This is a genomic window from Streptomyces sp. NPDC057302, from assembly GCF_042667685.1.
Taxonomy (GTDB): domain Bacteria; phylum Actinomycetota; class Actinomycetes; order Streptomycetales; family Streptomycetaceae; genus Streptomyces.
Genome location: NZ_JBHUZJ010000031.1, coordinates 57,784 through 69,593, shown reverse-complemented (window position 1 = coordinate 69,593; position 11,810 = coordinate 57,784). Strand labels below are relative to the sequence as shown.

Annotated in this window: 12 protein-coding genes and 1 riboswitch; of the genes, 8 read left to right on the top strand and 4 right to left on the bottom strand. The window is 69.3% G+C overall.

Annotated elements, in window-relative coordinates:
• Positions 1–14: 14 nt before the first annotated feature.
• A complete protein-coding gene (locus ACFUPX_RS22275) occupies positions 15–779 on the bottom strand; it encodes a transglycosylase SLT domain-containing protein (protein ID WP_383325144.1) in 765 nt (254 codons plus the stop codon).
• 3 nt (positions 780–782) lie between these two features.
• Positions 783–979: riboswitch (cyclic di-AMP (ydaO/yuaA leader) on the bottom strand.
• A gap of 475 nt (positions 980–1,454) precedes the next feature.
• Between ACFUPX_RS22275 and ACFUPX_RS22270 the strand changes: the two genes are divergently transcribed.
• The 6 genes from ACFUPX_RS22270 to manD all read left to right on the top strand — a co-directional run bounded on the left by ACFUPX_RS22270 (position 1,455) and on the right by manD (position 7,450).
• Positions 1,455–1,625, top strand: a complete 171-nt coding sequence (locus ACFUPX_RS22270) for a DUF5670 family protein (protein ID WP_383325141.1) — start codon at positions 1,455–1,457, stop codon at positions 1,623–1,625.
• A 219-nt stretch (positions 1,626–1,844) separates the two neighbouring features.
• Complete coding sequence (locus ACFUPX_RS22265) at positions 1,845–2,669, top strand: FadR/GntR family transcriptional regulator (protein WP_383325138.1); 825 nt, start codon at positions 1,845–1,847, stop codon at positions 2,667–2,669.
• A 326-nt stretch (positions 2,670–2,995) separates the two neighbouring features.
• Entirely contained in the window at positions 2,996–4,321 is a 1,326-nt protein-coding gene (locus ACFUPX_RS22260) for an ABC transporter substrate-binding protein (protein WP_383325135.1), read from the top strand.
• A complete protein-coding gene (locus tag ACFUPX_RS22255) occupies positions 4,321–5,289 on the top strand; it encodes a carbohydrate ABC transporter permease (protein ID WP_383325132.1) in 969 nt (322 codons plus the stop codon). The genes ACFUPX_RS22260 and ACFUPX_RS22255 overlap by 1 nt, the downstream gene beginning before the upstream one ends.
• Complete coding sequence (locus ACFUPX_RS22250) at positions 5,286–6,170, top strand: carbohydrate ABC transporter permease (protein WP_383325130.1); 885 nt, start codon at positions 5,286–5,288, stop codon at positions 6,168–6,170. The genes ACFUPX_RS22255 and ACFUPX_RS22250 overlap by 4 nt, the downstream gene beginning before the upstream one ends.
• A 65-nt stretch (positions 6,171–6,235) precedes the next feature.
• Complete coding sequence (gene manD, locus ACFUPX_RS22245) at positions 6,236–7,450, top strand: D-mannonate dehydratase ManD (protein WP_383325127.1); 1,215 nt, start codon at positions 6,236–6,238, stop codon at positions 7,448–7,450.
• Positions 7,451–7,463: 13 nt separating this feature from the next.
• Here the strand turns inward: manD and ACFUPX_RS22240 are convergent, their stop codons facing one another.
• Together ACFUPX_RS22240 and ACFUPX_RS22235 are read right to left on the bottom strand one after the other, a co-directional pair.
• Positions 7,464–8,201, bottom strand: a complete 738-nt coding sequence (locus ACFUPX_RS22240) for a hypothetical protein (protein WP_383325124.1) — start codon at positions 8,199–8,201, stop codon at positions 7,464–7,466.
• Between the two features lie 158 nt (positions 8,202–8,359).
• A complete protein-coding gene (locus ACFUPX_RS22235; RefSeq protein ID WP_383325121.1) occupies positions 8,360–8,710 on the bottom strand; it encodes a hypothetical protein in 351 nt (116 codons plus the stop codon).
• 139 nt (positions 8,711–8,849) lie between these two features.
• On the opposite strand from ACFUPX_RS22235, the gene ACFUPX_RS22230 reads away from it, so the two are divergent.
• Together ACFUPX_RS22230 and ACFUPX_RS22225 are read left to right on the top strand one after the other, a co-directional pair.
• On the top strand, positions 8,850–9,647 hold the full coding sequence (locus tag ACFUPX_RS22230) for an inositol monophosphatase family protein (protein WP_383325119.1): 798 nt from the start codon (positions 8,850–8,852) through the stop codon (positions 9,645–9,647).
• Between the two features lie 90 nt (positions 9,648–9,737).
• Positions 9,738–10,640, top strand: a complete 903-nt coding sequence (locus ACFUPX_RS22225; RefSeq protein ID WP_383325116.1) for an NADP-dependent oxidoreductase — start codon at positions 9,738–9,740, stop codon at positions 10,638–10,640.
• Here the strand turns inward: ACFUPX_RS22225 and ACFUPX_RS22220 are convergent.
• The gene (locus ACFUPX_RS22220; RefSeq protein WP_383325113.1) at positions 10,604–11,746 is read right to left on the bottom strand and encodes a hypothetical protein; all 1,143 of its coding nucleotides are present in this window, start codon (positions 11,744–11,746) and stop codon (positions 10,604–10,606) included. The two genes, ACFUPX_RS22225 and ACFUPX_RS22220, sit on opposite strands and share 37 nt — an antisense overlap.
• Between the last annotated feature and the right edge of the window lie 64 nt (positions 11,747–11,810).

Sequence of the window (11,810 nt, the reverse complement as noted above, 5' to 3'; positions counted from 1 at the left end):
AGACTCGGCGCGGTCTAGTACGGGCCGTTCACATTGTCGATCGAGCCGTACCGGTCGGCCGCGTAGTTGCACGCGGCGGTGATGTTGGCGACCGGGTCGAAGCTGTCCTGGGACGTGCCGGGCACGTGGTAGGCGGAGAAAGTGGGGGCGATCACTTGAAGAAGCCCCTTGGAGGGAGTTCCCGCGACGGCGTTGGAGTCCCAGTTGTTGGTGGCCAGCGGATTTCCGGAGGACTCGCGCATGATGTTGCGGTGAATTCCCTCGTAGGAACCGGGAATGCCGCGCTGGGCCATGATGTCCAGCGACTCGTTGATCCAGCCGTCGAGGTCGTTCGTGTACGACTTCTTCGCGGGGGCGGCGGCCGGCTCGGCGGCGGAGGGGTCCGTGCGCTTGGAGCGGTCCGCCCGCTCGGCGGAGGCCCTGGAGGCGTCCGCAGTGGCCGAGCCCTCCTTGTCGAGGGTGAGCCGGAGGCCGGGGCGGATCAGCTTCGGGTCGTCGCCCAGGGCGCTGCGATTGTCCTCGTACAGCTTCTTCCAGCTGCCGCTCACCGAGTGCTCCCGGGCGATCTTGGAGAGCGTGTCGCCCGCGACGACCACGTAGGTCTTGGCGTCCGCGGCGGGCTTGGCGGTGGCGGCCTGCGCCGGGCCGCTCTGCGCCGCGCCGGCGGTGGTCGCGCCGAGCACGGGAAGGACGAGCACGGCCCCGCCCGTGCCGGCGACGGCGATACCCCGGCTGAGCGAGCTGGACTTGGGACGGCGGTGCTTTCCCTTGGAAGGCATGACGAATTTCCTCTCCGTCGCCTACGAGGTGAGCTGTCGGGTTCGGACGGGAGATGTCCGGTCGCGCTGAGCGCGCGACTTCACCCCGAGCCGTTCCGGAATCCGGATCGGCGGCTTACCTGGGTCCCCCGCTCCTGCCGTGCGTATGTGAGTGGGTGGGAGTGATTCCGGACAGCGGCAGGATTCGGCGTTCCACCCGGATTGACGGTGACGTTAGGCGAGAAAGCCGGAACGAAACAAGACCCGAATTCGGAGACGGAATGTACTAGGTCGGATAGTCGACGATCTGGAGTCTTCACCCGCTTTGATCAAAAACCCCAACCTTCTTTGCGCAGAACGAAAATGCGCTCGGCGGACACCGAGGGGTGACGCCGATAGCTGTGACTCACTTCACTGAATGGAATGCAGTTCTACTATTTCGCCCGAGTGGTCCGCAATGCAGGCAGAGCTTTATATACGCCGCCAATGGTGTGAAGAAGTGCCTTTACTGGGCAACCTGGACATGGCGCGGCCGCCGGTGCTTGCCGATGTCCATCGTTGGCGGCATGCATGGCCAGCGCGGAAGGGGGCACTCCGTGGTGCGGGCGCATGCCCTTGGGGCTGTGGAGAAAACACGTCTTTTGTGTGTTTGTCGGGCAGGCCTGAGAGCACATGGTGGTCTGGAGGTTGATAAAAATGGTTCCCCTGATTGTGGTTCTTCTGCTGGCCCTGCTCCTCTTCGGCGCGGGTTTCGCGCTCAAGGCGCTGTGGTGGATCGCGGTGATCTTGCTGGTGGTGTGGCTGCTCGGCTTCGTGATCCGGCCCGCGGCGAGCGGCGGTCGCAAGGGCCGCTGGTACCGATGGTGACGCCCGCGCTGGTGTGACATGGCGATGTCCACCTGAGCGCGGCCTAGAGCGGCGCGGCGCCACGGGCGGTGGCGTGCGCGCCTGAGGGGTGGGCCCGACCTGGGACGGTCGGGCCCACCCCTTCGCTCTGTCTGATCCCCTCCGGTCTCGTCCGAGCCGTCGATCGGCAAGATCACCACTACCTGGGATGAGCCCAACGCCCCGCTGTACGCTGCGACCATGCAGCCGCCCGCATCCTCCTCGTCGCCAGGTTTCACGCAGCCGGGTCGTCTTGCCGATCCGGCTGAGCGCGGCCTGCTGACCGAGCGGATCGCGCGCCAGCTGGAACACGAGATCCGCTCCGGCGAGATCGAGGTCGGGGCCAAGCTGCCCTCCGAGCGTGACCTGGCCGCCCAGTTCGGCTCCAGCCGCAACGTCGTGCGAGAAGTGCTGCGGCGGCTGGAGGCACAGCACCTCATCGAGGTCGCCCCGGGGCGTGGCTCCTTCGTGCGGGAGCAGAGCTCGGGCCAGGCCAGGGGGTACGACGCGCTGTACCGTGCGGGGCGGCCCACGGTCCGTCAGCTCATCGAGGCGCGGCTTCCGCTGGAGGTCGAGATGGTCCGCCTCGCGACCCTGCGGGCCACGGACGAGGACATCGCGGCGATGCGCGGCGCCAGCGACGCCCTGGAGTCGGCCACGGACGTCGTCGTCAAGGCACAGGCCGACATGGAGTTCCATGACGCGATCGCGGTGGCGAGCAAGAACCCCGTACTGCGGATCATGCTGTCGTCGATCAGCGGGATGATGTTCGAGATGATGCTCCGCTCGAACTCGGATCCCTCCATCGGCGAGCCCGGTGTGCCGCATCACCCGGAGATCTTCGAGGCGATCGAGGCACGTGACGAGGAGCTCGCGGCCGCGCGCATGCGGGAGCACCTCATGCTCGGCCTGCGCACCTACGGCGCGGATCTCGACGTGCAGGTCGACATCATGGCCCGCAACCACATCGAGACGCTGCTCGGGCAGGCGGACGCCCGACGGGCGGGCGGCAGGGCGGGGGAGTAGCCAGGGCGGGGGAGTAGCCAGGGCGGGGGCGCAGCCGCGCCCTGCTCCCGGTGAGCCCCTGACCTGCTGTTGAGGGCCGGCCGCTGCATGGCTCGCGGCGGTGGGCGTGACCGTTCCGTTGCGTGGATCTTTCTCTCAGGGGCTGTCGGGAAACCCGCGTGTCCTGCTACGGTCCCGTCAGATTCCAACTGGTCCTACCAGTTGGACCACACCTGAACCACCCTTGGATCACCCCCTGGACCGCCCCCTGGACCACCCCTGAGTCACGCTTCCCACGGTCGGAGCCACGGTTCGGGATCGTTCCCAGCACAGAGACGAGGACAACGATGTCCACGAGCAGCCAGCCCTTGAGTCGGCGCTCTTTCGGCAGGTTGGCCGCAGGCACGGCGGGAGCCGTCGGCCTGGGCGCGTCGGGCGCCTGTTCGCCGCGGGACGCCAGGCCGTCGGCCCGCAGCCCGTTGCGGATCATGGCGATCAACCACGTGTGGTCGCAGGCGATCAAGCGCCGGATCAAGGAGTTCGAGGAGCGGATCGGGCGCCGGGTCTCGATGACCCTGCTCACCTCCGACCAGCTGTCGAGCAGCTACAACGTCAAGCTCAACGCCTCCGGCACCGACGTGGACGTCATGATGGTGCGCGCGCTCCAGGAGCAACTGGTCTTCGCGCACAACGACTGGCTCGCCGACCTCACCGACCGGGTCGAAGGCGACAAGGAGTTCGCCTGGGCGGACTTCCAGAAGGCGCCGCGCCAGGCGTCCCTGGCGGCGGGCAGGATCCTCAGCGTCCCCGTGGTGACCGAACGCCCCACGCTGTACTACCGCAAGGACCTCGTCGAAGGGCTCGGCGGACCGCCGCGCACCCTGGACGCGCTGATGTCGGCCGCACTGGAACTCACCGAGAAGAAGAAGGGTTTCTACGGGTACGTCGGGCGCGGACAGCGCAGCGGCGCCGTCTCCCAGTGGTCGAGCTTCCTGTACTCGCACGGCGGCGACTTCCTCGACCACGGCAAGTCCGCCATCGGGAGCCGCCAGTCGCTGGCCGCCTACGAGTACTACGGCAGGCTCCTGGGCAGAGCGGGACCGCCGGGAGCGACCAACATGAGCCTCGAACAGGCCATGCCGATCTTCGCGCAGGGCAAGGCCGCGTTCTACATAGACGCCGACGCCATCTACAGCAACTTCCTCGACCCGAAGATCGCGACCCCGGCCGTGCGCGAGGCGGTCGGCTTCGCACCCTTCCCCGCGGGACCGGCCGGCGCCAAGCCCCACAACATCCCGTCCTGGAGCCTTGGCATCAACAAGTTCTCCCTCCTGCGCGACGACGCCTGGGAGTTCATCAGGTGGGCCGCGGGGCCGAAGATGTCCGCGGCCCTCCAGTCGGACGGCATCCCCGGCGCCCGCAGCTCCGTATGGGCCAACCGCCGCACGCTGACCGCCTTCCCGCCGGACCTCGCCGAGGCGATGCGGGTCAACGCCGAACGCGGCCTGGGCTACGACCGGCCGCAGGTCCTCCAGGTCGGCCGGGCCAGGGACATCGTCGGCCGTCCGCTGGTCGCAGCGATCCTCGGCGAGTCCGTACGGCCCGTCGTACGTGACGCCGACGCGGAGTTCGCCGAGTTCCTCGTCCGCGACAACCGCCACAAGGAGTCCTGATGGCCGCCACCGAGGTCTCCCCGCCGCGCACCGACCCCCCGTCGTCGGAGCCGCGGCCGAGCGCCCGCCGCACCCGCGCCCCGCGCACCTTCGAACAGGCCAACCGGCGGCTGAAGTGGGCGATGCTCGCCCCGGCGCTGCTCTTCGTCGGCCTGATGATCGTCTTCCCGCTGGCCTTCACGCTCGACCTCAGCCTGACCGACGCCTTCGGCGCGGTGAACGCCGACAAGCGCCACATCGGCCTGCGGAACTTCACGGACGCACTGGGCGACACCCGCCGGTTCTGGCCCGCGGCACGCCGCACCCTGGTCTTCACCGTTGGCGCCGTGGTCCTGGAAACCGTCCTCGGCCTCGCGCTCGCCATGCTCATGCGCAAGCCGTTCCGCGGAATGCGCATGGTGCGCACCGTCCTGATCATTCCGCTGCTCGCCACCCCCGTCGCCATCGGCATCCTGTGGCTGCTGATCCTCGACCCCACCAACGGCATCGCCAACCACCTCCTCGCCGGCCTCGGACTGCCCCGCCAGGAGTTCCTCGGCTCGGTCAGCCAGTCACTGCCGATGCTGATGCTCATCGACGTATGGCAGTGGACGCCGATGATGACGCTGCTCCTGCTCGCGGGCCTGAGCACCCTCCCCGAGGAACCCGAGGAAGCCGCGCTCGTCGACGGTGCAGGCGCCTGGCAGCGCTTTCGCCACGTCGTCCTGCCGATGCTGGGCCCCACGCTCGCCACGGCCCTGGTCCTGCGCGCCGTCGACGCGCTCAAGACCTTCGACATCCTCTACGCCACCAAGGGCGCGGGCGGCGGCTCCGACTTCGAGGTGGAGACGCTCAACGTCTACGCCTACGGCCTCACCTTCGACTACCAGGAGTACGGCCTGGCCGCGGCCGTCCTGGTCCTGTTCACGCTGTTCATCATCGGTGTCGTGGTCGTGCTGCGCCGCCGCGGAGGAGGGAAGAACGCATGAGTGCCACCGTCACCCCCGCGCCCCGGCCGCCGATCGCACCCCAGCCCCGCGGGCGCGGGAGGCATCCTCGCGGGCGCACGAAGTGGACGTGGCTGCGCGGGATCGCCATCACGCTCGTCACGCTGGTCTTCGCGCTGCCCCTGGTGTGGATGTTCGCCGCCGCGTTCAAGACCAACGTGCAGGTGACCGACCCCAGCGTGGGCCTGTGGTTCAAGCCCACCCTCGACAACTTCCGCAGCATCGTGGAGGCCGGGCAGATCGTCCGCTCCATGGGCAACTCCCTGCTGGTGGGGGTGGTGTCCACGGTGCTCTCCGCGGTCATCGCCGTGCCCGCCGCGTGGGCCGTGGGCCGGTTCGCCATGCACCGCACCGGCTCCGTCATCCTGGTCGCGCGCATCGTTCCCGCGATCTCGCTGCTCGTGCCCTGGTACTACCTGTTCGCGCAGATGGGGCTCGTGGGCTCCTACACCGTGCTCGTCCTGAGCCATATGTTCGTCTCCGTACCGCTGATCATGTGGATCATGATCAGCTTCTTCGCCGGACTTCCGGTGGAGCTGGAAGAGGCCGCCCGCACCGACGGGTTGAGCGCGTTCGGCGCCTTCTGGCGCATCTCGCTGCCGCTCGCGGCGCCCGGGACCGCGACCGCTTCTCTCCTTGCGTTCGTCTTCAGCTGGAACAACTTCATGTTCGCGCTGGTCTTCGCCGACGACCGCACCCAGACGGTGCCGGTGACCCTCTTCAACTTCATCTCGTACGCCAGCACCGACTGGGGCGGCCTCATGGCCGCCGCCACCCTCATCACCGTCCCCGTCGTCATCGCCGCCGTCGTCGGACAGAAGTACCTGGTGGCGGGCCTGACTTCAGGTGCCACCAAGGGCTGAAGCAGCCCCCCGGGACCTTCCCCCACCGCACCGCCCATCCCCACCGCATCGGAAAGAGCACAAGCATGAAGATCGTCGACGCGAAGGTCGTCGTCACCAGCCCGGGCCGCAACTTCGTCACCCTGAAGCTGACGACCGACGACGGGCTCACGGGACTGGGCGACGCCACCCTCAACGGCCGGGAACTCGCCGTCGTCAGCTACCTCACCGACCACGTCGTACCCCTCCTCATCGGCCGCGACCCGCACCGGATCGAGGACACCTGGCAGTACCTGTACCGAGGCGCCTACTGGCGGCGCGGCCCCGTCACCATGGCCGCCATCGCCGCCGTCGACGTCGCCCTGTGGGACATCAAGGCGAAGGCCGCGGGCCTGCCGCTCTACCAACTCCTGGGCGGAGCGAGCCGCGAGCGCATACGCACCTACGGGCACGCGAACGGCCGCGACATCCCCGAGCTCATCGACTCCGTGCGGGCCAGGCTCGCCGAGGGCTACACCGCGGTGCGCGTCCAGTCCGGCATCCCCGGCCTGAAGGCCGTCTACGGCGTTCACAGCACCGAGGACGACGGTTCCCCCGTCCTGCACCAGCAGGCCCGCCCCCTGGTGGAGGACTGGGACACCGACGCCTACCTGCGCCACACGCCCATGGTCTTCGAGGCGGTGCGCGCGGAGTTCGGCGCCGAACTCCCGCTGCTGCACGACGCACACCACCGCCTCACCCCCCTCCAGGCGGCCCGGCTCGGCAAGGACCTGGAACCGTACCGGCCCTTCTGGCTGGAGGACTGCACACCGGCCGAGAACCAGGAGGCGCTGCGCCTGGTGCGCCGGCACACCTCGACACCGCTGGCCATCGGTGAGGTCTTCAACACCGTGCACGACTACCAGGCCCTGATCACCGAGCAGTTGATCGACTACGTACGCTCCGCCGTGACCCACTTCGGCGGCGTCACGCCCCTGCGCAAGCTCTTCGACTTCGCCGCGCAGTACCAGATCAAGAGCGCGGTGCACGGCCCCGAGGACATCTCCCCGGTCGGCATGGCCGCGGCCCTGCACCTGGACCTGGCGGTGCACAACTTCGGGATCCAGGAGTACTCGGGCCACACCCCGCTCACCGACGAGGTGTTCCGGCACGCCTATACGTTCACGGACGGCCACCTGCACCCGGGCGAGGCCCCGGGCATCGGCGTGGAACTGGACGAGGACCTGGCGGCGGCCCACCCCTACGAAGCGGCCTATCTGCCGGTCAACCGGCTGCAGGACGGATCCGTCCACGATTGGTGAGAAGTAGCGGCCGCTACGCGGCGGGCACCGGGGGAGAGGTGGCGGCCCGGGTGACATCACCGACGAGCTCGACGACATCGGGGCCGTAGGCCTGGGAGTCGACGACCCGGAGAAGCTGGCAGAAGGCGGCGTCCTTGTAGGTGCTCGCCAGTCGGGCGTGGTGACGCGCGAGGTAGCGCGCCGCGGCGTGGTTGGCGTTGGAGTGCTGCCCGCAGATGAGAAAGACCGGCCGGGCCGTTCCCTGCCCCTCGGCGCGATTCACCACCCGCGCCAGGAGCACGTGTTCGGCCCTGCCCCGGTCCATCCGGTAGATATCGCCGCCGACGGCAAAGGCCCCGCAGTCCGGTCCCGACGAGGCGACCGTGTTCATCGTGAAGCCCGGCAACAGATTGCGCAGGTGCGCCGCCATCCGGCTGTTCGACACTGGGCCGCCCACGCAGAACTCGGTCGTCTCGCCCAGGCCCCGCCGCGCCGTGTCGTGCGCGACGATCTGCACGTTCGCCCGGCACTCCTTGATGAGCATGGACAGTTCGAGGAGCGCGAACACATCATGCCGGGCGACGGCCCAACGTGCGTCGCCCGCCTTGCCGTTGACCACCAGGAGGCACTCGGAGTCCGGTGCGAGTCCGAAGAAGCGCTGCTTGCGTGCGAGGGCGCGACGCCACAAGTAGGTGCGGGTGAACCAGCCGAGCCCGGCGCTGATCCCGGAAGCCGCTATGCCAAGAAGGATGTTGCGCACGTCGTCGTTCATACTTGCGGATCGTAACGACAGCCCTGTGTGCCGCCGCGGCTACGGGAAAGCGATCACCGTCGCCGCGGCGGCGACGCCGTCGTCACCTACAGGTCAGCCGGGTTCCAGCAGCTCGCCGAGATCCGGGACCGCTGTTGGAACTGACGCGTGGATCGGGACTACGCGTAGATGACGCAGACGTTGGGAACGTAGCCCACGGTGCCCTTGTAGTTGACCTTGCGCCAGCCGTTGTACTTGTCGATCCCGCACGTGTTCGTGTATGAGCCGCCGGTGGTGCCCGAGATGTCGCAGCCCTTGGCGCCCTTGGGCCAGGTGCCGAGGATGGTCGACCTGGTGGTGGCCGACTTACGGATGTTGAGGGTGCTGAGCGACTTGAGGCTCTTGCACTTGGCCGCGGCCGCGGTGGCCACGGTGCCGCTCTGCGCGGTCGTCGCGGCGGAGGCCGCCGGTACGAACCCGGCCAGCGACAGAGCCGCGACGACCGCGGGAACGATGAGACGCTTCTTCAAAGGGGTACTCCAGTTCTGATGTGCCTGTGCTCGCGCCCCAGGGGCGCGGGATGATCTTACGTGTACCTGTCACCCGGTGTACCTGTCACCCGGGCCGGAACCGCCGGGCCACCGGAACCACCCCGCTACTCTGCACTCCGTGATCGACTCAAGTGCGAGCGTCGACGACGCTGAAGTTGCGATAGCCGCGGCGCGTGCCGGCGCAGAGGTCGTACATGGCAGGTACGGCCGGCGGCTCACCCGCATCGACAAGGGCGCCGGGGACTTCGCCACTGACGCCGATGTGGCGGCCGAGGAGGCGATCCTCGGCGTCATCCGCGCCGCGCGGCCCGACGACGCGGTGCACGGTGAGGAGGGAGGGCGGCAGGGTGCGGCCGACGCGGAGCGCCAGTGGTTCGTGGACCCCCTGTGCGGCACGCTCAACTACGCCGTCGGCAGCATGATGGTTGCCGTCAACGTGGCACTGCGCGACGGTCCTGCCGCGGTGGCCGACCCGTTCAGCGGCGAGGTCTTCTTCACCGACGGCGCCGCCGCCTGGGTTCGGCGCGACGGGAGCGACACCGAGCTGGCCCCGACGGCTGCCACGCAGCTGGTGGACGTGAACCTGGACCCGCCCTTCCCGAACGCGCCCGGCTTCCGGGCCGTGGATCTGCTCGCTCACCCTGGATTCGTCGAGCGGTTCCGGCCGCGGGTCGTGTCCACGACGCTGGCCCTGGCATGGGTAGCGGCAGGCAAGCGCGCGGCCTACGTCACCGACGGCGGCAACCTGGCCGAGAGCGTGCACTTCGCGGCCGGCATCGCGCTGTGCCGGGCCGCGGGCTGTGTCGTCACCGGAGTGGACGGCACACCGCCAGGGCGTGGAGGCCAGGGGCTTGTAGTGGCAGCGGACTTGGAGACTCACGGGCTGTTGCTGTCGATGCTCCGCGGTCGCGGCTGAAGGCTGAAGGCTGGAGCGCGCGGGCGCGAGAAGACCGCCCTCGTGATCTACGTTGGGCGCAATGGACCGGGGGCGAGATCGGAGTGGACGATGAAGGCAGCCCGTTTCAGTCGGTTCGGGGGTCCGGAGGTGCTGGAGATCGTGGATCTCCCCGATCCGCATCCGGGTCCCGGCCAGGTCCGGATCGCCGTGCGCGCGGCCGGCATCAACCCGAGCGACTGGAAGAAGCGCGAGGGCCTGATGGACAGTGAGCTCCCGCAGACCATGGGCCACGAGGCGTCGGGCGTCGTCGACGAGCTCGGCGAGGGTGTCGCGGACGTGGCGGTGGGCGATCGCGTGTTCGGCTTCTCCGTCGAAGGGGCGGCTCAGGCCGAGCTGGCGGTGCTCTCGCACTACGCCCCTGTCCCGGCCTCGCTCGACTTCCCCGGCGCCGCCGCGCTGCCGGCCGCCATCGAGACGGCCACGCGCGCGCTCGACCAGCTCGGCGTCAAGAGCGGCAGCGCCCTGCTCATCCATGGCGCCTCCGGAATCGTCGGCAGCGCCGCGGTCCAGCTCGCCGTGGTGCGCGGTGCGCGTGTGATCGGCACCGGCAGCCCGGCCAACCACGATTACCTGCGCTCGCTGGGGGCCGAGCCCGTCGCCTACGGCGAGGGCCTCGTCGGGAGGGTCCGGGCGCTCGCGCCCGACGGCGTCGACTTGGCGCTGGACGTCGCAGGCAGCGGGGTTCTGCCCGAGCTCATGGATCTCGCGGGCGGCCCGGAGCACGTCGTGACGCTCGCGGACTTCGCCGGAGCGCAGCAGCATGGGGTGACGTTCAGCCGCGGGGACGCCGGCCGCGCGGTCCACGCGCTCGGCGGGATCGGTGAGCTGATCGAGTCCGGGCGCTTCTCGCTACCGGTCGCGCGAAGCTTCCCGCTGGCCGACATCGCGCAGGCGCACCGCGTCGGCGAGGACGGTCATGTGCGGGGGAAGCTCGTCCTGCTGGTGGGTTGATACGGCTGTCGCGGCTCCCGCGGACGGCGCACGGGACGCCCGGCAACGCGGCGCGTCCTTCTGCCTTCGCTATCCGGTGATCTCGGGGTTCCTGGCCATGATGTCCTCGCCGGCCTGCCAGAGCCGGGGCAGGAACCGGGTGACGTCCTCGGCTCGGCGGAGGAGGTCGTGGCTGGAGCTGATGCCGAGGTCGGCGACGGCTGCCCGGAAGGCCGGAGCGCGGGACGCGTGCAGGGCGGGAGCGTCGACGGCGAGGATGGTGTGGCAGCGGGCGAAGGTCGCGATGATCCAGAAGACCGCCTCGCGATGGTCACCGGCATCAATGAGGCTCTGGCTTCCGTCGACGGCGATCGGCCGTGCGGTGGGGTGATGTCGCTGCTGAAGAAGTACGGGGTCCTCGCCACCTCAGCGGTGGCGTCGAACGTCGCGGCCAGTTCCCTCAGATGGTGCTGGACGCGGTGTGCGGCCAGGTGTGAGCAGCCGAGGAGACGCAGGAGTTCGGGGTAGAGGCTGAGGTGGCCGTAGTCGGCCAGGACCTTGCGGGCTGCCGGGTAGCGCAGGCGGACAGTGGGGTTGCGCAGAGCGGCGGCGAGAAGCACGTGGCAGGTCACGCCGGTGGGGAACAGCCAGGCGTTGACCTGTTCATGGAACGGCGCCGAGGTGTCGATCGCCGCGAGGCGGGCCTCGATCCGGTGGCGGGCGTCCTGGCATCGGCGGCGGACCCACGGCCGTGCGGCGAAACGGGGTGAGACGTGCGCGTGCAGCGTGCGCAGATGGCCGGTGGGGTCGTCGATGACCGTGTCGGAACGGAAGCTGCCGGCCAGGTGGTAGGACGCGAGAACCTCTTCGGCGGAGGCGAGCTCGGCCCAGGGCAGGTAACTGACCTCCAGCAGAGCGCCCTGATAGGGGAGCTTTCCCGGCTTGACCGGCGGGCTGTCGGCGGCTGTGACGACGAAGATGTCCACGTCGGAGGAGGGCGGCAGTTCGGCGTCGTCCGGCAGCCCGACGGTCGAGCCGCTGAAGTACGCGCCCCGATATCCGGCATCGGGTTGGGCGTGCTGGGCGACCCACTGGACCGCGGCGGAACGTGCCCGTCCGACGTTCACCGGCAGATTTCCCCTCGTGGCGCGTGCGATGTTCTCCCTATTCTCCGCCAAAGCCCTTCAAGAA

Bases quoted from the DNA above. Each gene is read 5' to 3' on its own strand.
- manD (WP_383325127.1), top strand. From the start codon at position 6,236: ATGAAGATCGTCGACGCGAAGGTCGTCGTCACCAGCCCGGGCCGCAAC.
- ACFUPX_RS22260 (WP_383325135.1), top strand. From the start codon at position 2,996: ATGTCCACGAGCAGCCAGCCCTTGAGTCGGCGCTCTTTCGGCAGGTTG.
- ACFUPX_RS22240 (WP_383325124.1), bottom strand. From the start codon at position 8,201: ATGAACGACGACGTGCGCAACATCCTTCTTGGCATAGCGGCTTCCGGG.
- ACFUPX_RS22225 (WP_383325116.1), top strand. From the start codon at position 9,738: ATGAAGGCAGCCCGTTTCAGTCGGTTCGGGGGTCCGGAGGTGCTGGAG.
- ACFUPX_RS22265 (WP_383325138.1), top strand. From the start codon at position 1,845: ATGCAGCCGCCCGCATCCTCCTCGTCGCCAGGTTTCACGCAGCCGGGT.
- ACFUPX_RS22255 (WP_383325132.1), top strand. From the start codon at position 4,321: ATGGCCGCCACCGAGGTCTCCCCGCCGCGCACCGACCCCCCGTCGTCG.
- ACFUPX_RS22270 (WP_383325141.1), top strand. From the start codon at position 1,455: ATGGTTCCCCTGATTGTGGTTCTTCTGCTGGCCCTGCTCCTCTTCGGC.
- ACFUPX_RS22250 (WP_383325130.1), top strand. From the start codon at position 5,286: ATGAGTGCCACCGTCACCCCCGCGCCCCGGCCGCCGATCGCACCCCAG.
- ACFUPX_RS22275 (WP_383325144.1), bottom strand. From the start codon at position 779: ATGCCTTCCAAGGGAAAGCACCGCCGTCCCAAGTCCAGCTCGCTCAGC.